We start from the raw sequence: 19,305 nt of genomic DNA, 5'->3' as shown, positions 1-19,305 counted from the left end.
GCTGTACCGCGTGAATAGCGGCCCGGAGTCACCGTTATCAGGTCAACATCCTTTCATCTTTCTGGAGATAAAATCTATCCCCTTATGGATAAGGTAAAACGCCACCACCGTCGCGGTGATGGATGTCAGACGCGCAGTCACCGTTTCAAAGTGAAAGAAAAAATAGACGCATAGCGCCAACATGAAGAAAAGCATCAGTTGAAACAGCACATCCCGGAAAAAACCAATGCCTCGTTTGAAAATTCCAGCGTTTTTCATTGCGCTTTATGTTCCAGAATCTGAAGTATCTTCATAAACTCCCCTTCGCCGTATCGGCTACGAACACTCAGTGCATTAATGAAAGGTTCCAGATACGGTTTCAGTAAGAAGTAAAAGAAGTCCCGGTTACCAGCCTGCCTTAATTTGTAGTACACCTGCACATTCTTGCGTTCTAACTCGAAAGATTTATATATGCAGTGCTCAATAAGCCCGCCGGTCGTCAATATGAAGCCCACTGAACCCGCTACGGTTTTAGATAAAAACGCAGCACTACCTGCTGCGATCACTCGATTGGCGATAGTAGCGGCAATGATACCCGTTGTAAGCACTCTTCCTGCAACCGGTGAAGCCATCCCTCGGTAAACGCGATCTTGCATATCTTTAGGAATATAACTCACAAAAACATCAATAATGATACCGATTGCTCGCATTATTTGGTGATGGTTAAGCATGCCTGAACGTATGGCTGTGATGAGACGGATTCGTTCTGTCTGCATACGCCAACGATTACCGGTATCGAAAACACTCAGCGCCAAATACCCTAGATCGATGGGCACCGACATAGCGCCACGCGTTAACCCGGTAATGGTTTCCGGTGACACTACCACCTTAGCTATCCGTTCTGCTATATCAGAGTAATCCATTTACTCCTAGTCCCTTATATTTTAAAAGTAAAAAGACCAATCATTGGTCTTTGCATTGGTATGGGGCCGTAGCCCCATACCGGAGACGATCAGTAACGATCGACGCTGACAATCTGCTCGAGAGGCAGTTTGCCGATGCGCGGATAAGGCTGGCTGACGCCTTTGCCGATCGCCACTATCAGGGCGATCTGGTAATGGTCCGGTTTGTTGACGATCTTGCCGACCGCGTCAAAGTCGAAGCCATCCATCGGACAGGAGTCATAGCCCTGCGCTTTGGCGGCCAGCATCAGCGTCTGGGCGAAAATACCGCTGCTGCGCATGATTTCATCGCGCTGCACCTGCGGTTTATCGCGGTAATACTGGTCAATCGCCGGATAGATAAACTGCTGCACCGGTTCTGCCGCCTCGTGCCAGATGTTTTTCACCTGTGATTCCCAGCTGGACAGGTCGCCGCACAGCAGCACCAGCATGGAAGCATCGGTCACCTGCGCCTGATCCCAGGCCGCTTCGCGGATCGCCGCACGCTGGGCGGCATCTTCTATCAGCAGCGGACGCCAGTGTTGCAGGTTAAATGCGCTCGGCGCATTCTGCAGCGCGATATCCAGCAGCGCTTTTTTCTCATCCAGCGTCATGACATGCTGGCTGTCGAACTGTTTGGTAGCCCGTCGTTGTGTAATCGCGTCAAGCGTATTCATCCGTTACCTCATAGAATTAACATTTAGCGTCGCCATTATTCTCAGAATATTTCGCCGGATGTCCAGCCTGCGCACGCAGACGCGCACGTTTTGTCATATTCCCTGCCGCAGGTAGGCGGCCATTTCGTCCTCCGGTACCATGCCGCCGCCGGTGGCCCACACCACGTGGCTGGCATTTGCCATCTGCCGTTCGCTCAGGCCTTGCTGCATCAGCCACTGCGGGTTAGCAACCACTCTCCACGGCCCCGGCATGCCGGCCAGCGCCGAAGGCTCCAGCCGGATGTGTTCATGGCGATCCAGCAGCGCCAGCAGCTGATACATCTCTTCATCGCTCAGGGTATAAAAGCCGTCCAGCAGGCGCTCCATCGCCCGGCCGACAAAGCCGGATGGCCGCCCCACCGCCAGGCCGTCCGCCGCCGTCAGGTTATCGATGCCGATATCCTGCACCGCAATCGCGTCGTGCAGGCCGGTATGCACGCCCAATAACATGCAGGGGGAATGGGTCGGCTCGGCAAACAGGCAGTGGACGTGGTCGCCAAAGGCCAGCTTCAGGCCGAACGCAACGCCGCCGGGGCCACCGCCCACGCCGCACGGCAGGTAGACAAACAGCGGGTGCTGTTCATCCACGACAATTCCCTGCCGTTCACACTGTTGTTTCAGCCGGCCACCGGCCACCGCGTAGCCGAGAAACAGCGTTTTTGAGTTTTCATCGTCAATAAAGAAACAGTGCGGATCCGCCGCCGCCTGCTGACGCCCCTGCGCCACCGCTACGCCATAATCTTCCGCATATTCGATGACGTTCACCCCGTTTTCCCGCAGTTTCTGCTTTTTCCAGTCGCGGGCGTCGGCGGACATATGCACGCTGACGTTAAAACCCAGTTTGGCGCTGATAATACCGATCGACAGTCCCAGATTACCGGTCGACCCCACGGCGATGCGGTACCGGCTGAAGAACGCGCGAAAATCGTCGGAGAACAGGCGCGTATAATCATCCTCCAGCTGCAGCAGCCCGGCGTCCGTCGCCAGTTTCTCCGCATGGGTCAGCACTTCATAAATGCCGCCGCGCGCTTTGATCGAGCCGGAGATGGGTAAATGACTGTCTTTTTTCAGCCATAGCCGTCCCGTCAGCGCACGCTCATAGCGGCCGTTCAGCGCCTGGCGCATCGCGTCGATCGCCACCAGTTCCGATTCGATGATGCCGCCCGCCGCGCGGGTTTCCGGAAAGGCGGCGCTCAGATAAGGCGCGAAACGCGTCAGTCGCTGCTCCGCCTGCGCCACCTCCTCCCGCCCCAGACCGACGAACGGCAGCCCCTTTTCCAGCGTGGTGGCGCGCGGATTAAACCAGGTGAGCGGCTCAAAGGCCTGCAGTCTGGCGACCAGCGGATAATCGTTTATCAGGGCATTCAGTTGTTGTTGATGCATAACGGCGGCTCCTTGCGGGGGGAATAACAGCAGCATGACGCAATATCTGTGATAACGGTATCTTTTTCCTGCATTTTCCCTCCCCGTTGCGGAGAGGGAAAACGTCGCTTACGCTTTATTGGCCGCCGCCTCCAGCGCGGCGATATCAATTTTACCCATTTTCAGCATCGCTTCGGCCACGCGCTGCGCCCTGGCGCGATCGTCACCCCGGATCAGCTCGCCCAGCCGTTTCGGCACCACCTGCCAGCTGATGCCCCAGCGGTCCTGCAGCCAGCCGCAGGGTTCGGTCTTGCCGCCTTCGCTGAGCGCCGTCCACAGCCGATCAATTTCCGCCTGATCGTCACATTCGGCGGCAATCGCAAAGCGGTGGGTAAAGGGATCGATCGGCTGCGCCTCAAAGGCCAGATAACGCTGATCGCCAAGGATAAAACCGGCCATTTTGACGCTGCCCGCCGGGCCGGACGGCGACTCTGCGGGTAGCGTTGTATGCCATTCCAGCCTCGAACCGGGAAACAGCGCGATATAACAGGTCAGCGCTTCTTCCATCTCTTGCGCAAACCACAGTTGCTGCCTGATGATGGCCATAGCGCCCCCCTTTACTCGTCGAGCAGCGTGGAGAAACCGCCAAAAATCATCCGCGCGCCGTCAAAAGGCATCTCATTACCAAACTCCTGCATCCGCGGATCGCTGCGCATCCTGCCGTTTGCCTCGTCGCGCACCTGTTTGGACGGGTACTCAATCCAGCTGAACACCACCACCTCATCAGCCGTGGCCTTTACCGCGCCGCGAAAATCGGTGAGTTTGCCGTCGGGCACGTCGTCCCCCCAGCACTCCACCACGCGCGTGGCGCCAAACTCCTTAAACAGCGGCGCGGCTTTCGCCGCGAGCGCACGATACGCCTCCTGATTGGCGGCGGGCACCGCCACCACAAAACCGTCTACATATGTCATGCTCAGGCTCCTCTGTCTTATCAGACAGTCAGGTTGTCGATGGCGCCGACGAAAAGCCGGCGCCCCCTACCATTTTAGTCGCTGAACAAGATAGTCACGCAGGTTAATCAGTTTTATCCGTCGCCGGCCGTGCGCTACCGCCGCCCATCACCTTATACAGCGTGATCAGATTTTGGTAATGGGTCTGCTGCACGGCGATCAGCGACTGACGCGCGCTGTACAGCGTACGCTGCGCCGTCAGCAGGTTCAGATAGCTGTCAACGCCGTGGCGGTAACGCAGCTCCGCCAGATGCGCATACTGCTGTGCCGCCGCGACGTTGCCGCGCTGCGCGCTCAGTTGCTGATGGAGCGTCGCGCGGCGCGCCAGCGCGTCCGACACCTCCTGAAAGGCGGTCTGCACCGTTTTTTCATAGCTGGCGACATCGGCCCGCTGCTGGGCGTTGGCGTAGTCCAGCGCCGCCGAGTTGTAGCCGCCGCTGAAAATCGGCAGGCTGATGCTCGGCGCGAACGACCAGATGCCGGCCCCCCGGCTGAACAGCGATGACAGCGACGCGCTGCCGACGCCGCCGCTGGCGGTCAGCGAAATGGTGGGGAAAAACGCCGCCCGCGCCGCGCCGATATCCGCATTGGCCGCCTTCAGCGTATGTTCCGCCGCCAGCACGTCCGGCCGGTTCAGCAATACCTGCGAAGAGACGCCCGCCGACAATTCCTTCATGCTGCCGGCCAGCGCGTCGATGCCGTCCGGCAACAGGTTGGCCGCCACCGGCTGGCCGACCGCCAGCACCAGCGCATTGTTGTCCTGTTCCACCAAGGTGGCGTATTCGGCCACGTCGGCGCGCGCCGCCTGATAAACCGTTTCCGCCGAGGCGACGTCCACCAGAGAGACAATGCCATGCCGCTGGTTGTTGCGCGTTACCGTCAACGAGCGCTGTGCGCTGGCCGCAGTATCCTGCGCCGCCGCCAGATTACTGCGGTCGGCCGCCAGCGCGATCCAGGCCTCCACCACAGTGGCAATCACCGTTAAGCGCGTGCTGCGCGCCGCTTCGGCGCTGCTCAGGTAACTCTCATACTGGGCGCGCGTCTGGCTGCGGTTCTTGCCGAACAGATCCAGTTCAAAGGCGCTGGTGCCGGCCTCCGCCTGATAGCTCTGACTGATGGTGGTGGCATTGCCGCTGCCGGTCAGCGCCCGCGAGCGGCTGCCGTCAAGGCCGGCGTCGAGGGTCGGCAGCAGCGAGGCGCGGCTTTCGGCATACAGCGCGCGGGCGGCGGCGATATTGGCGATCGCTTCGCGCAGATCGCGGTTGGCATCCAGGCTCAGCGCCACCACCTGCCGCAGCCGGGCGTCGGTGATATAGTCGCGCCACGCCAGCTGTGAATAGCCGTCCGTGTGGTCAGCCGCGGCGCTGTCGCCGAGCGTGACCGGCAGCGCCGGCCGCTGATAGTCAGGATCAAGGGAAAGGCAGCCGGCCAGTAGCCAAGGCAGGGAAAACACGGCCAGGCGTTGCCACCGTTTATTCTGCATCATGTGAAGCGCCCTTATCGGTCAGTCCCTGCGGTTTGCCGGAAAACACGCGGCGCACCAGAACGAAGAACAGAGGAACAAAGAAAATGGCCAGTACGGTCGCGGTCAGCGTACCGCCGAGGATACCGGTGCCGATGGCGATCCGGCTGTTGGCGCCGGCGCCGCTGGACAACGCCAGCGGCAGGATGCCGGCGCCAAAGGCCAGTGAGGTCATCAGGATCGGCCGCAGCCGCAGCGCCGCAGCCTCCACCGCCGCCGCCGTCAGCGTGGCCCCGCGCCGGTAAGCGTCTTCGGCGAACTCGACGATCAGAATGGCGTTCTTCGCCGACAGACCGATCACCGTCAACAACGCTACCTGGAAGTAAACATCGTTCTCCAGACCGCGCAGGCCGATCGCCAGCAGCGAGCCAATAACGCCCAGCGGCAGCACCATCATCACCGAAAACGGTACCGACCAGCTTTCATACAGCGCAGCCAGACACAGGAACACCACCAGAATCGAAATGGCATACAGCGCCGAGGCCTGCCCGCTGGTCAGTTGCTCCTGATAGGACAGGCCGCTCCAGGCATAGGTGGTGCCGGCAGGCAGTTGCTGCGCCAGTTTGACCATTTCCGCCATCGCCGTGCCGGAACTGACGCCGGATGCGCCCTGACCCTGAATCTCATACGCCGCCAGGCCGTTGTAACGCGACAGGTTCTCCGGCCCGTTGATCCAGCGGCTGCGGGCAAAGGCTGAAAACGGCGTCATGCTGTCGTCGCTGCCGCGCACAAACCATTTATCAATATCCTCCGGCTTGCTGCGGAATGGCGCATCGCCCTGCAGATAGACCTTTTTCACCCGGCCGCCGTCGATAAAATCATTGACGTAACTGCCGCCCAGCGCGCTGCTGAGCGTGCTGTTGATATCGCTGGTGCTCAGCCCCAGCGCGCCGGCTTTGGCATCGTCGACGTCCACCTGCAGCTGCGGCATATCCGGCAGCGTGTTGGCGCGCACCGCCGACAGCGCCGTATTCTCACCGGCCTGCTGCAACAGTTGGTTACGCATCGCCAGCAGTTGCGCCCGCGTGGTGCCGGCGCGCGCCTGCAGCTCAAAGGTAAAGCCGTTCGACTGGCCCAAACCAGGCACCGACGGCGGCGTCAGCGAGAAGATCTGCGCGTCGCGCTCGCGGGAGAAATAAGCCATCGCCCGTTTGGCAATCGCATCGGCGCTGTTCTCGCTGCCCGGCCGCTCGCTCCAGTTCTTCAGCGAGACAAAGCCCATGCCGGCATTCTGCCCGCTGCCGCTCAGGCTGAAGCCGGATACGGTGAACACTACGTTGACGTTGTCTTTCTCTTTGGTCAGGAAGTAGTCCTTGATTTTATTGCTGATGACCGCCGTTCGCGCGTCCGTCGCGCCGGCCGGCAGGGTGAACTGCACCATCACATACCCCTGATCTTCCGTCGGTAAAAAACCGGTCGGCAGGCGGAAAAACATCAGCGCGCAGCCCGCCAGCACCAGCGTATACAACAGCAAATAGCGCGCCGGACCGTGAATCACCCGGCCGATACGCCGCTGATAACGCGTCTGCAGCCGCTGGTAACCGCGGTTGAAGCGGCCAAACAGCCCGCGGGTGCCGTGTTGTTCATCTAATGGCTTCAGCAACGTGGCGCACAGCGCCGGGGTCAGCGTCAGCGCCACCACCACCGACAGCACCATGGAAGAGACGATGGTGATCGAGAACTGGCGGTAGATCACTCCGGTCGAACCGCCGAAGAACGCCATCGGCAGGAATACCGCCGACAGCACCAGCACAATGCCGAGCAACGCGCCGGTAATCTCCCCCATCGACTTTTCCGTCGCCTGGCGCGGCGGCAGCCGCTGTTCGCGCATCACGCGCTCCACGTTTTCCACCACCACGATGGCGTCGTCCACCAACAGGCCGATAGACAGCACCATGCCGAACAGCGTCAGCGTATTGATCGAGTAGCCGCATGCCGCCAGCACGCCGAAGGTGCCAAGCAGCACCACCGGCACGGCGATCGCCGGGATCAGCGTGGTGCGCAGGTTCTGCAGGAACACAAACATCACCGCCACGACCAGCACCATCGCTTCCAGCAGGGTTTTCACCACCTCTTCGATCGAGATATGAATAAAGTCGGTGCTGTCCAGCGGATAGGCCACCTTATAGCCCTGCGGCATGCCGCGCTGGAAGTCGGCGATGGCGGCTTTCACCGCCTGCGCCGTTGACAGCGCATTGGCGCCCGGCGCCAGCATCACCGCGATCCCCGCCCCCGGGTGGCCGTTGACCTGTGAATGAGCGCTATAATCTTCCGCGCCCATCTCCACCCGCGCCACATCGCCCAGGCGCACCAGCGCGCCGCTGCCGGCACTTTTGACGATAATCTGGCGGAACTGCTCCGCAGTCTGCAGCCGCGAACGCGACATTACCGTGGCGGTCAGTTGCTGATCGCCGCCCGACGGCAGCGCGCCGAGTTTGCCCGACGACACCTGGGTATTCTGCGCTTCGATAGCGCTGGTCACGTCTGACGGCATCAGCGAGTAGGACGCCAGTTTGGTCGGATTGAGCCAGATGCGCATGGCATGCTGCGCGCCGAACACCCGCACGTCGCCCACGCCCTGCACCCGCGCCAGCGTGTCCTGCATATTACTGACCAGATAGTCGGAGATATCGTTGGCGCTGCGGCGGTCGGTGTCATCGTACAGCGACATTATCAGCAGAAAGTCGCTCTGCTTTTTGGTCACCGTAATGCCCTGCGCCGTCACTTCGCTCGGCAGGCGGCTTTCCGCCTGCTGCACCTTGTTTTGCACCTGCACCTGGGCGATATCCGGGTCGGTGCCCTGATCGAAAGTGACATTGATGGAGACCGAGCCGTCGGAACTGCTGGAAGAAGAAAAATAGAGCAGACCGTCGAGGCCGGTCAGCTGCTGCTCAATCACCTGCGTCACGCTGTTTTCCAGCGTTTCCGCCGAGGCGCCCGGATAGGTGGCGGAAATGGCCACCGACGGCGGCGCTACGTCCGGGTATTGTGAAATCGGCAGCGAGCGGATCGACATCAGGCCGCACAGCATAATGATAATGGCGATCACCCAGGCAAAGACCGGGCGGCGGATAAAGAATTTCGCAAACATATTACTGCACCTTATCCTTGGCGGCCGTCACTTCGACAGCGTTGACCCGGCTCCCCGCCTTCACCTTATCGGTACCTTCGATAATCAGCCGGTCGCCCGCCCGCAGGCCGGAGGTCACCAGCCAGTTGCTGCCGACCACCCGGTCGGTAACCACGCTGCGCTGTTCAACCTGATTCTTCGGGTTCACCACCCAGGCCGTGGCGTTGCCGTCGGCATCGCGGCCGATCCCCTGCTGCGGCGCCAGAATGGCCTGCGGATCGACGCCGTTTTCCACCGTCGCCCGTACATACATGCCCGGCAGCAGCTGGTGCTGCGGATTGGGCACCACCGCACGCAGGGTAACCGAGCCGGTTGACTCGTCCACCGCCACTTCGGTTAACGCCAGTTTTCCCGGCTGGGCATAGGCGCTGCCGTCTTCCAGCTGAACCTTTACCGGCACCGTCTGCGCCGTTTGGGCGGCCGTCAGACGTTTGCGCAGCGTCAGCAGCTGGCTGCTGGACTGCGTCAGGTCGATATAAATCGGGTTAAGCGCACGGATGGTGGCCAGCGCGTCGCTCTGACCGGCGGTGACCAGCGCGCCGGGCGTTACGGCGGAAATGCCGATGCGGCCGGCAATAGGCGCCCGCACTTGGGTATAGTCCAGGTTGATTTTGGCGCTGGCGACCGCCGCGCGGTACTGCGCAACCGACGCAAGCGCCTGTTGATAGGTCGCTTGCGCATCATCGGCGTCCTGCTGAGATACGCCGTTTTCTTTTACCAGCGCCGCATAGCGCCGGGCCTTGAGGCGGCTGGATTTCACCGTCGCCCGGGCATTTTGCAGCTGCGCCAGCGCCTGATCGTAGCTGGCCTGATAGCTGGCCGGATCGATCTGATACAGCAACTGACCGGCTTTCACCTCCGCCCCTTCGGTAAACAGCCGCTGTTTGATAATACCGTCAACCTGCGGACGCACCTCAGAACTCATCGCGGCGGTCACCCGCCCGGAAAGCTCGCTGCTCAGCGTCACCGGCCGGGCCTGCAGCGTCCGCACGCCCACATCCAGCGGCCCCGCCGCCGGCGTGTCCGACGGCCGATCGCAGGCGCTTAACAGCAGCGACAGGCTGAGCAGCACAACACTTCTTACTTGCATAGAAAATCACCGACACATAGAGAATGAACGTTTATTCTCAATGATAAGGAGATCGCCGTCTGGCAACCGTCAGGATTGGGTAAAGGTTAACGACGCAGAGTGAAAAAGTGGTTAACAACGGCGAATATCGGCACACAGTGTGCAGAGGTGCAGAGGTGCAGCCAAAAACGGCGGCTGAGGGAAAAGTGCAATAAAAAAGGGCCGAACCGGATAGCGATTCAGCCCTGTTTATTGGCGTAACGTGATTACGCTTCGGCGTTGGCGGCCGCGGGTTTGACGCGCGCTTCCGTAGCCGGTTTCGCCTGTGCAGCGGCGGCTGGCGCGGGTTTTTCTTGCTTCTTGCCGGCGTTGGAAATCAGGTTAAACAGTTCGCCCAGGCCATAAATCACCCCCAGCAGAACCGCAACCATGACCGGCACCAGAATAACCACCGTAGCCAGGCTTTCTAACATCTCAATCATCGTCGTCTCCTGGTCAAAATAATCTCTGACGACGCATTTGGCCGTCAGTCGAAAAATGAGCGAAACATCCCCTCCCGAAGAGAGTGATTTCTCAGGGATTTTCCTCATCGAATAAGCGTGTCTTATATGTGACAAAAGTGGTCACACTTTTGACGTGGATCAATGTAACGTACACAGTTACATTAAATCAATGCAAAAAAATGCTCTTTAAAGAGCCAATGATTCACGGAATTGATTAATTAGGCAGGTTTGTTGTCGATGCGGGTTCACAGGGGGTGAAAGGATAGCCGGCACAGGCTTCTACCCGGCCGACGATATCAGCCAGCGTGGTTTTCTCCAACGCATGGTCCATCTGGCGGCTGATACGTTCAAACTCCCCTTCCAGTACGGGCACAATGGCGTGTCCGATGTAGCAGGCATCATTGGGCTTGGAGCGGTGCAGCGGGAAATAGGGCTGCTCTTCCACCGCATGGTAAATATCGCGCAGCGTAATGTCGTCGGCAGGCCTGGCCAACAAGGCGCCGCCTCCTTGCCCCATCTGCGAGTGCGTCAGCCCGGCCTCCGCCAGCGCGCCGAGAATGCGGCGCACCACCGTAGGATTGGTATTCACACTGCGGGCAATATCCTCTGAACGCACCGCCTGGCCGCGAAACAGCGTAATATTGGTAAGTATGTGAATAGCAACGGCAAAACGGGTTGAGGTAGACACGCTGGCACCTGCTGAATTTCTTATGACCGGATAAGAATGTCATATTAGTGACACGAGAGTCCCATACTGAATAGCAGGCCGCCAAAAGTCAATGAACGCGGCGTACGCCGTTAGCTTTTTGTGTCATTGATAACACAATTGCGCGTAGCGGCTCTTCACGCCGGGCGTGCCCCACCGTGCGGCATGGTTGGCTATTTCGCCCCAAACGGCGATTTCCCGCACAGGCAAATAAGATTCCCTCTACAAAAAATTAAGAATATTTCCCTATTTTATTTTTGAACGGCGGAATACATTCACTGCAACTTTTACCGAGGCATTAATCTTTACGTTGTCGTTTATTAATTCCTCACTTTTACCAGGAAACAATATGAACATTAAACGTGCCGCTGGCGTAGCTGTTTTGATTCTGTCAACGCTGTCTGTCACTGCGTGTGGCCACATGTCCAATCGCGATCGTAATACCGCTGTCGGCGCCGGCGTCGGCGCGCTGGGCGGTGCCGTACTGACCGACGGCAGCACCCTGGGAACCCTGGGCGGCGCTGCGTTGGGCGGCATCATCGGCCACCAGACCAGCCGTTAATCGCCCCTGTAATCCGACGTTGCCGCCGCTCCCTGGCGGCACGTCGGATAATTAATTTTCTTCCTTATTAATTAGTCCATTTCCTTTCTTCCGCGGGCAATGAAAAATGTCGCTGCACCGCCACCGTCTATTTTCTGGTTATTTTTATAGCGCAGCCACTTATTCCAGCGCTTTATCACCGGTTTCCTCAAAACGGGCCACCGCCAGCAGCGAGATTAATACGCAAATCATCATATACCAGGCCGGCGCCATTTTATTGCCGGTAACGTCCAGCAGCCAGGCGGCCACCAACTGCGCCGTACCGCCGAACAGCGACACCGCCACCGCGTAGGCGCTGGCCATATAGCTGGCGCGGATATGACGCGGGAAGCTTTCCGGCATCAGCGCATAGGCCGGCGCGGAACCCATGGTGTAGAACAGCATCAGCACGATCATCACCGACATCACCGCCGGCAAGGTGGGAAAGTGCGTCATGGCCCAGAATGCCGGGTACAGCAACAATAGCAGCATCAGGCGGCCGAACATCGCCAGCGGCTTGCGTTTGCGCAGTTTATCCGACCAGGCGCCGTAGATCGGGCACATGACAAATGAAATCACGCTGGTCGCCAGCGCCACCATAATCGACAGCCGCTCCGGCAGCCCCAGTTGCTGGATGCTGTAGGTCGGCAGATAGTAAATCATGATGTAGCTGGAAACCGACATGCCCATGATCGAAAACACCGTCAGCAGCCAGTTGCGCACGTGGCGCGCCTCGAACACCCGCCGCTCTGCCGGTTTGGCCGCCGGCGGCTCGTCAACGATATGCCGGCGCAGGTAAATGCCCACCGGCACAATCAGCGTGCCGAGCAGGAACGGAATACGCCAGCCCCACTCCGCCAACGCCTCCGCCGACAGCGTGAAGGTGAGGATCGCCGCGACGGCCGCTCCCAGCAGCGCTGCGGCCCCCTGGCTGGCGAGCTGCCAGCTGGCGCGAAAACCGCGGCGCTCGTCGGAACCGGTTTCCAGCAGCGTGGCGGTGGCGGCGCCGAACTCACCACCCTGGGCAAAGCCCTGAATCAGCCGCGCCAGTACGATCAGCGCCGGCGCGGCCACGCCGATAGCGGCGTAGTTGGGCGCCAGGCCAATCATCGCCGCCCCCAGCGCCATCAGCATAATGGTCAGCGTCAGCGCCGCACGGCGTCCTTTCTTATCGGCATAATAGCCCAGCACCACGCCGCCGAGCGGCCGGGCAACGAAGCCGATGGCAAAGGCGGAAAACGCCAGCATGGTGGAGATCACCGGATCGTGACTGGGGAAAAACTGCTTACTGATCGCCAAGGCGAAATAGCTGTAGACGGTAAAATCATAAAATTCGAGAAGATTACCGAACACGGCAGCGACAATAATCTTTCGCTGCGAGGTTTCAACCGTGTGCATAGACACTGCTCCTGTCTGTTAACCCTGTCTGTCATTAAAGCCGCGCCAGGCGGCGTGTTGTTGTTATGGTTATGCCGTGAGGAAACGTTCCGTCAGCCGCGCCCAATAAGCGGCGCCGACCGTCAGGTTAGCATCGTTAAAGTCGTAGGCGGCGTTGTGCAGCATGGCGCTGTCGCCATTGCCGAGACGCATAAAGCAGCCCGGGCGCTGCTGCAGGTAGTAGGCGAAATCCTCACTGCCGGCGATCGCGGGAAACGGCGCGACCACCTGTTGTTCGCCCAGCAGCTCTGTGGCTACCTGACGGGCGAACTCAGTTTCCTGTTCGTGATTGATCAGCACCGGGTAGCCCGGCAGGATATCGACCTCGGCGCGCGCGCCGTAACCGGCGGCATGCTGCTGCGCCAGCTGGCTGATGCGCTGTTTTAACTGTTCGCGCACCTGTGGATTAAACGAGCGTACGCTCAGTTCCATCGTGGCGCTTTGCGGGATAACGTTGGCGGCGTGGCCGGCATGCAGCGAGCCGATGGTGACCACCGCCGCCTCGGTCGGGTCAATATTGCGCGCCACCACCGTCTGCAGCGCCATCACCAGGCTGCTGGCGGCGACCAGCGGATCGACCGCCAGATGCGGCCGCGCCGCATGGCCGCCCTTGCCGTGCAGCGTGATGGTGATGGTGTCGCAGGCCGCCATAAAGGGACCGCTGCGGAACATCATGGTGCCGGCGGGATAGCCGGGATGGTTATGCATGCCAAAAATGGCGTCGCACGGGAAACGCTCGAACAGGCCGTCGGCGATCATGCGCTGCGCCCCGCTGTTGCTGCCGATCTCTTCCGCCGGCTGAAACACCAGGTGCAGGGTGCCGGAGAAGCTGCGGCTCTGCGCCAGGTAGCGCGCGGCCCCCAGCAGCATGGCGGTATGGCCGTCATGGCCGCAGGCATGCATCACGCCCGCCTGCCGGCTGCGGTAGTCGTGGTCACCACTTTCTTCGATCGGCAGCGCGTCCATATCGGCGCGCAGCGCCAGGCGCTTGCCGCCGTCGCCGATCTGCAGCGTACCCACCACGCCATAGCCGCCGATGCCGGTGGCGACCTGATAGCCCCACTGCCGCAGTTTGTCTGCCACCAGCGCGGCGGTGTGCTGCTCAAAATTGGACAGTTCAGGATGCTGGTGCAGATGACGCCGCAGCGCGGTCAGCTCCTCCTCCAGCGGCGCGACATCCGCCAGCCCCGTATAATTACCGTTACTTTTCATTTGGTTACACCAATAATTCAGCAAAGGGAACCATCGAGTCTAGCATCGGTTTTTTACTGCTCACATAACATACCGCGTGCTATTGTGTTGCTTTTAAGTCAACAGTTGAGGCAGCAACAATGCGTGGGGACAGCTTTGTCAGCGAGGTGGATGAACGCCAGCTGCGTTATCTGTATGAAGTGGCCAACTACGGCGGCGTGCGGGCCGCCGCCGATAAACTGGGCGTTAACGCCTCCGCCGTCAGCCGCCAGTTGGCCCAACTGGAACACAAACTCGATATGGTGTTGCTGGAGCGCCAGGGGCGCGGCGTCACGCTGACGGAAATCGGCCTGCATCTGGTGGATTTCTACCGCGAGCGGCTGCAGCGCCAGCAGGAACTGACCATGCAGCTGCAGGAGTTTCGCCAGTTAAAACGCGGCCATATCGCGATCGGCGTCGGCGAAGGGTTTATCGACCGGCTGCTCGGCCGCGCGCTGCGCGATTTCAGCGAGCACTACCCGGATATCGTGGTCGATGTGCGCTGCGGCTCTACCGCCGAGATTATCGCCATGGTGCGCGAAGGCCAGGTGGATATGGGGCTGTGCACCGGTGTCGATGACTTTGACCCGCTGCTGAAAGTGCGTTCATTCCGCGGTGCGCCCTTTTCCGCCGTGGTCAGCGTCAGCCATCCTTTGGCCAAACAGCGCAGCGTAACGGTGCGTGAACTGCAGAGCCAGCGGCTGATTTTTATGCCCGATCACTTTGGCGTGCAGCGCTATTTACACGCGCTGGCGCAGGCCGAGCAGATCCACTTCGCCCCGTCCTACCGCTGCAATATGTTTACCGCCGCACAGGCGATTGCCGCAGCCGGGCTGGGCGTGGCCTTTATGTCCAGCGACGCCACCCGCCATCCGGTCGACGAGCGGCGCGTCACGGCGATCCCGATCGATCATCCGATCGCCCGCGCCTTTCCCAGCCAGTTGATCTGCCGCGTCGGACGACGTATGACGCCGGCGGTCAGCTACCTGTGGAAACAGCTGGAGCACGGGATGATGCGGACGGGCGTGAAGTAGTAACGGGAGCAAGCAGCCTGCCGGAACGACATCCGGCAGGCCGTGGGGTTTAGCCTTTAATGTGTGACACCACGTTCAGCGGCTGGGCGTCCGGCAGGATATTCATATGTTCCAGCACCTGGCCCATGATTTTGCCGAACACCGGGCCGGCCACCGAACCACCGAAGTGCTTGCCGGCTTTCGGGTTATTAACCATCACCACCAGCGCCACCTGCGGATCGCTGGCCGGCGCAACGCCGGCGGTGTAGTTGATATAGCCGCCGTCGTATTTGCCGTTGGTACCCATTTTCTCCGCAGTACCGGTTTTTATCGCCAGACGGTAGCCCGGCACCGCAGCGCTGACGCCGCTGCCGCCCGGCAAGGCGTCACTTTCCATCATATGCACCACCGACTTCACCACCGAGGCCGGCATAACGCGCTGGCCCACCACCGGCGGCGTCACCTTGGTGATCGACAGCGGCCGATAAACGCCGAACGCACCGATCGCCGCGTACTCACGCGCCATCTGCAACGGCGTGACCCGCAGGCCGTAGCCAAATGAGAAGGTGGCGCGTTCGATATCCGCCCAGCGCGTGCGGTGCAGCGGCAGGTAGCCGCTGCTCTCATTGCCGATGCCCAGTTCGGTCGGTTTCCCCAGACCGAAGTTCTGATACACCGCCGGCAGAATGGTGGCAGGCATCGCCAGCGCAATATGCGACACCGCAATATCGCTGGATTTTTGCAGCACGCCGGTGATGCTCAGCTTCGACCAATGGCCCACATCGCGGATCAGATGGCCGTTGACCCGGTACGGCGTGGTGTCCAGCACGGTATCGGGCTGGATCAGGTGGCGGTTCAGGCCGACCATCACCACCAGCGGTTTCACGGTCGAACCAGGTTCAAAGCTGTCGCTGCTGCACACGTTGCGGATATTCTGCGACGGCGCGTTGGCGTAGTTATTCGGGTTAAAGGTCGGGTAGCTCGCCATGCCGAGCACTTCGCCGGTGTTGACCTTCACCAGCACCGCGCAGCCGGAATCCGCCTGGTTGGCGATCACCCCGTCGCGGATCTGGGCAAACAGCACATACTGAATAAATTTATCAATGCTCAGCGTGATGTTCGGCGGCGGCACCGGGTCGACGTTTTTCAGCACGTTAATCACCGCACCGTTGCCGTCTTTCTGGTACACCCGCAGGCCGTTTTTGCCCTGCAGCAGGTGGTTAAAGCCGCGTTCGATGCCCTCCAGCCCCTGGTTATTCTGACCGACGATGCCAATCAGCCCGGCGGCGTCTTGCCCCATCGGATAAAAGCGGCTGAAGTCCTGCTCGCTGCTGACCCCGGTCAGGTGCAGCTTCTTGATATATTCCGCATTGTCATCCTCCACTTTACGCGCCAGGTAGACGAAGCGTTTGCGGGCGTTACGCTGGATCAGCGCCTGAATATCGCTCAGCGGCATTTTCAGGATATTCGCCATACTTTGCCAGCGTTCGTCGCCGGTGTTGGTCTGGCTGTCGATAATATGTTTCGGGTCGAGCACGATATCGCGCGAAGATACGCTGACCGCCAGCGCTTCGTTGTGGCGATCGCTGATCATGCCGCGGTTGGTCGGCACCACCTGGGTACGCACCGAGCGCTGATCCGCCTGACTGGTCAGTTGCCGGTGCTCCAGCAACTGCAGATAGCCGACGCGCAGCATCAGCAGGATAAAGCAGAGCAGTATCCCAGCGCAGATCCAGCCAAAGCGCAGCGAAGAGTAATTTTTAACGTTTTTTTTTGAAGATGGTGCCACTGTTAACCCTGCGTTTTTATTCGGATTATTTATCCCTGCAGTCTACTCAGAAAAATCCAGTAGGAAGATTGCAGTTTGTAAGAAAGTAACAATAAGCTTCAGTTACTGTTGCACATCAGCACTGTCGCTCATCGGCGCTTTCACTTTTTCCGGCTCGCCGGCCGGCGGCGCGTTGGCCGGGTCGAAAATATGGTCGAGGATCGCCCTCGCGGTCGGCCCGGCCACCACGCCGTCTCCCCCGCCGTTTTCCAGAATCAGCGCCATCGCCACTTTCGGATGTTGGTACGGCGCAAACAGGGTGTAGAAAATATGGTCGCGCAGCCGCACCGGGATCATTTTGGCGTTATAGGTCTGGTTCTCCTTCAGCCCGAACACCTGCGAGGTGCCTGATTTGGCGGCGATGTGGTAAGGCGCGCTGTGGAACAGTTTATAGCCGGTGCCGTTGGGCAAGTTGGCCATGCCGTACATGCCGTTACGCACGATGCCCCAGTACGGCGAGTTGGGATCGCCGACCTGCGCGCTGGGCGCCGGCTGCTGATAACGGTTTATCTGCGCGCCGCGCTTCATCGAATACAGCAGATGCGGATTTTTCACCTTGCCGTTATTGAGCAAAATGGTCAGCGCTTTGACCATCTGAATCGGCGTGGCGATCCAGTAGCCCTGGCCGATGCCCACCGAAATGGTGTCGCCCTGATACCAGGTCTTTTTATGCACCCGCTGTTTCCATTCGCGGCTCGGCAGCACGCCGTTGTACTCTTCGTTCAGGTCGATGCCGGTCGGTTTGCCGTAGCCGAACTGGCTCAGCCAGCTGTGAATGCGGTCGATCCCCAGATCGAAGGCTACCTGATAGAAGAAGGTATCAGCGGATTCCTCAATCGCCTTGGTGACGTTCAGCATGCCGTGGCCGCTTTTCAACCAGTCGCGGTAGCGGCGTTTGGTGCCGGGCAGCGTCCAGGTCGGCGCGCCGAAATAGGTGGTGCTCGGCGTGATCACGCCGGAGAATAAGGCGGACAGCGCCATATAGGGCTTCACCGTTGACGCCGGCGGATACAACCCCTGGGTGGCGCGGTTAATCAACGGCAGATCGGGGTTGGACAGCAGCGATTTATATGATTTGTAGCTGATGCCCTTCACAAACGGGTTGGGATCGTAGCTCGGGCTGGAGACCATCGCCAGAATGCCGCCGTCGCGCGGGTCTTCCACCACCACCGCCGCACGCTGGTTTTTCAGCACCGATTCGATGTACTGTTGCAGGCGCACATCCAGCGTCAGGTAGATGTTTTTACCGGCCTGCGGCGGCTGTTCTTTCAGCAGCCGCACGATGCGGCCATGGTTATCCACTTCAACTTCCCGATAGCCGGTGACGCCGTGCAGCGCCTTTTCGTAATAGCCTTCGATGCCCTGCTTGCCGATATTATGGTCGGCCGCATAGTTCTCCATCTCCCCGTTTTCGGTCAGCCGTTTGATGTCGCGATCGTTGATTTTCGACACATAGCCCACCACGTGCGCCAGCTGCGCGCCGTAGGGATACTGCCGCTGCTGATAGCTGTCGACAGTGACGCCGTTGAAGCGGTATTGGTTGACGGCAAAGCGCGCCACCTCCGTTTCGCTCAGTTCGCTTTTTAACGTTACCGGCTTATAGCGGCTGGTGTGCGCCATCTGATCGCGGAAACTGCTGATATCGTCCGGCGTTAAATCGACGATCGGCGTCAACGCCTGCAGCAGCGCCGACATATTGGCGATTTTGCTGGGAATGACCTGCAGTTGGTACAGGGTGAGATTGCGTACCAGCGGCACGCCGTTACGGTCATAGATCAGCCCGCGGCTGGGGGCAATCGGCACCATTTTGATATCGTTCTGGTTGGAACGCGTCTGATAGAAATCGTGTTGTTTCACCTGCAGGCGGTACAGGTTGTAAATCAGCGCGCCGAAGCAGGCCACAACGACCAATAACGCCACGCCGGCGCGGCGGACAAACAGCATTTCCTCGGCGGAATGGTCGCGAATTTTCTCTTTTAATAGGGCCATGCGGGGCGGGTTACCTGTTTGACAGCTTATTCCCGCTGTAAAAACAACGGGTTGAAAAACGGCCAAGCATAGCGTTATTCATCACGCTGCCCCATGAAAAGGTTGCTAATGATGTGGCAGAAATGTTTCAGCATGTTTGAATGTGTCGCGAAACGGTAATTTCCTCCGGCGAAGGCATTGAGCCGTAAATCAGGGTGGTGCTACAATGTGATCAGGATCACACTACTGATCCTGCTTTTTCTTCACGTCGCTTCCACCGCTCTGCGTTATCGGCACGCCGAATTGAGACG

16 protein-coding genes and 1 pseudogene are annotated in these 19,305 nt (G+C 59.6%); 2 read left to right on the top strand and 15 right to left on the bottom strand.

Annotated features, from left to right (window positions below; genetic code table 11):
• Positions 1-42: 42 nt before the first annotated feature.
• The 11 genes and pseudogenes from TAN611_RS11520 to TAN611_RS11470 all read right to left on the bottom strand — a co-directional run bounded on the left by TAN611_RS11520 (position 43) and on the right by TAN611_RS11470 (position 10,920).
• The gene (locus TAN611_RS11520) at positions 43-258 is read right to left on the bottom strand and encodes a hypothetical protein (RefSeq protein WP_105231119.1); all 216 of its coding nucleotides are present in this window, start codon (positions 256-258) and stop codon (positions 43-45) included.
• Positions 255-902, bottom strand: a complete 648-nt coding sequence (locus TAN611_RS11515; RefSeq protein WP_203067726.1) for a hypothetical protein — start codon at positions 900-902, stop codon at positions 255-257. Before TAN611_RS11515 ends, TAN611_RS11520 begins: the two co-directional genes overlap by 4 nt.
• An 89-nt stretch (positions 903-991) precedes the next feature.
• A complete protein-coding gene (locus tag TAN611_RS11510) occupies positions 992-1,597 on the bottom strand; it encodes a nitroreductase family protein (RefSeq protein WP_105231117.1) in 606 nt (201 codons plus the stop codon).
• A gap of 93 nt (positions 1,598-1,690) precedes the next feature.
• Positions 1,691-3,019 carry a D-serine ammonia-lyase gene (locus tag TAN611_RS11505; protein ID WP_203067725.1) on the bottom strand — a complete coding sequence of 443 codons (1,329 nt, stop codon included), beginning with the start codon at positions 3,017-3,019 and terminating at the stop codon, positions 1,691-1,693.
• A gap of 108 nt (positions 3,020-3,127) precedes the next feature.
• Positions 3,128-3,604 (bottom strand): VOC family protein, encoded by a 477-nt coding sequence (locus TAN611_RS11500; RefSeq protein ID WP_105231115.1) that lies wholly within the window; start codon positions 3,602-3,604, stop codon positions 3,128-3,130.
• An 11-nt stretch (positions 3,605-3,615) separates the two neighbouring features.
• A complete protein-coding gene (locus tag TAN611_RS11495; RefSeq protein ID WP_105231114.1) occupies positions 3,616-3,969 on the bottom strand; it encodes a DUF1428 domain-containing protein in 354 nt (117 codons plus the stop codon).
• 103 nt (positions 3,970-4,072) lie between these two features.
• On the bottom strand, positions 4,073-5,494 hold the full coding sequence (locus tag TAN611_RS11490) for an efflux transporter outer membrane subunit (RefSeq protein ID WP_203067724.1): 1,422 nt from the start codon (positions 5,492-5,494) through the stop codon (positions 4,073-4,075).
• Positions 5,481-8,621 (bottom strand): efflux RND transporter permease subunit, encoded by a 3,141-nt coding sequence (locus TAN611_RS11485; RefSeq protein ID WP_203067723.1) that lies wholly within the window; start codon positions 8,619-8,621, stop codon positions 5,481-5,483. The genes TAN611_RS11490 and TAN611_RS11485 overlap by 14 nt, the downstream gene beginning before the upstream one ends.
• Before the next feature lies 1 nt (position 8,622).
• Positions 8,623-9,750: an efflux RND transporter periplasmic adaptor subunit gene (locus tag TAN611_RS11480; protein ID WP_197949470.1), complete on the bottom strand. Its 1,128-nt coding sequence runs from the start codon at positions 9,748-9,750 to the stop codon at positions 8,623-8,625.
• Between the two features lie 329 nt (positions 9,751-10,079).
• A pseudogene (locus TAN611_RS23515) lies at positions 10,080-10,211 on the bottom strand (AcrZ family multidrug efflux pump-associated protein); the annotation flags it as partial.
• A 235-nt stretch (positions 10,212-10,446) separates the two neighbouring features.
• Positions 10,447-10,920, bottom strand: coding sequence for an Rrf2 family transcriptional regulator (locus TAN611_RS11470; RefSeq protein ID WP_105231109.1), 474 nt, complete (start codon positions 10,918-10,920; stop codon positions 10,447-10,449).
• A gap of 367 nt (positions 10,921-11,287) precedes the next feature.
• Here TAN611_RS11470 and TAN611_RS11465 point away from each other — a divergent pair, with 367 nt between their 5' ends.
• Entirely contained in the window at positions 11,288-11,500 is a 213-nt protein-coding gene (locus tag TAN611_RS11465; RefSeq protein WP_105231108.1) for a glycine zipper 2TM domain-containing protein, read from the top strand.
• A gap of 159 nt (positions 11,501-11,659) precedes the next feature.
• Here the strand turns inward: TAN611_RS11465 and TAN611_RS11460 are convergent, their stop codons facing one another.
• Positions 11,660-12,916, bottom strand: a complete 1,257-nt coding sequence (locus TAN611_RS11460; RefSeq protein ID WP_203067722.1) for an MFS transporter — start codon at positions 12,914-12,916, stop codon at positions 11,660-11,662.
• A gap of 69 nt (positions 12,917-12,985) precedes the next feature.
• Complete coding sequence (locus TAN611_RS11455; RefSeq protein ID WP_203067721.1) at positions 12,986-14,167, bottom strand: M20 aminoacylase family protein; 1,182 nt, start codon at positions 14,165-14,167, stop codon at positions 12,986-12,988.
• A gap of 119 nt (positions 14,168-14,286) precedes the next feature.
• Between TAN611_RS11455 and TAN611_RS11450 the strand changes: the two genes are divergently transcribed.
• Complete coding sequence (locus TAN611_RS11450; protein ID WP_105231106.1) at positions 14,287-15,219, top strand: LysR family transcriptional regulator; 933 nt, start codon at positions 14,287-14,289, stop codon at positions 15,217-15,219.
• Between the two features lie 49 nt (positions 15,220-15,268).
• On the opposite strand, the gene TAN611_RS11445 is transcribed toward TAN611_RS11450, so the two are convergent.
• A complete protein-coding gene (locus tag TAN611_RS11445; protein ID WP_187043121.1) occupies positions 15,269-16,987 on the bottom strand; it encodes a penicillin-binding transpeptidase domain-containing protein in 1,719 nt (572 codons plus the stop codon).
• 102 nt (positions 16,988-17,089) lie between these two features.
• Positions 17,090-19,015, bottom strand: coding sequence for a penicillin-binding protein 2 (mrdA, locus tag TAN611_RS11440; RefSeq protein ID WP_172606279.1), 1,926 nt, complete (start codon positions 19,013-19,015; stop codon positions 17,090-17,092).
• Positions 19,016-19,305: the final 290 nt, after the last annotated feature.

The organism is Serratia sp. Tan611, assembly GCF_905188235.1.
In the GTDB taxonomy this organism is placed as follows: domain Bacteria; phylum Pseudomonadota; class Gammaproteobacteria; order Enterobacterales; family Enterobacteriaceae; genus Serratia_B; species Serratia_B rhizosphaerae.
This window is presented reverse-complemented; position numbering and strand designations above follow the sequence as displayed.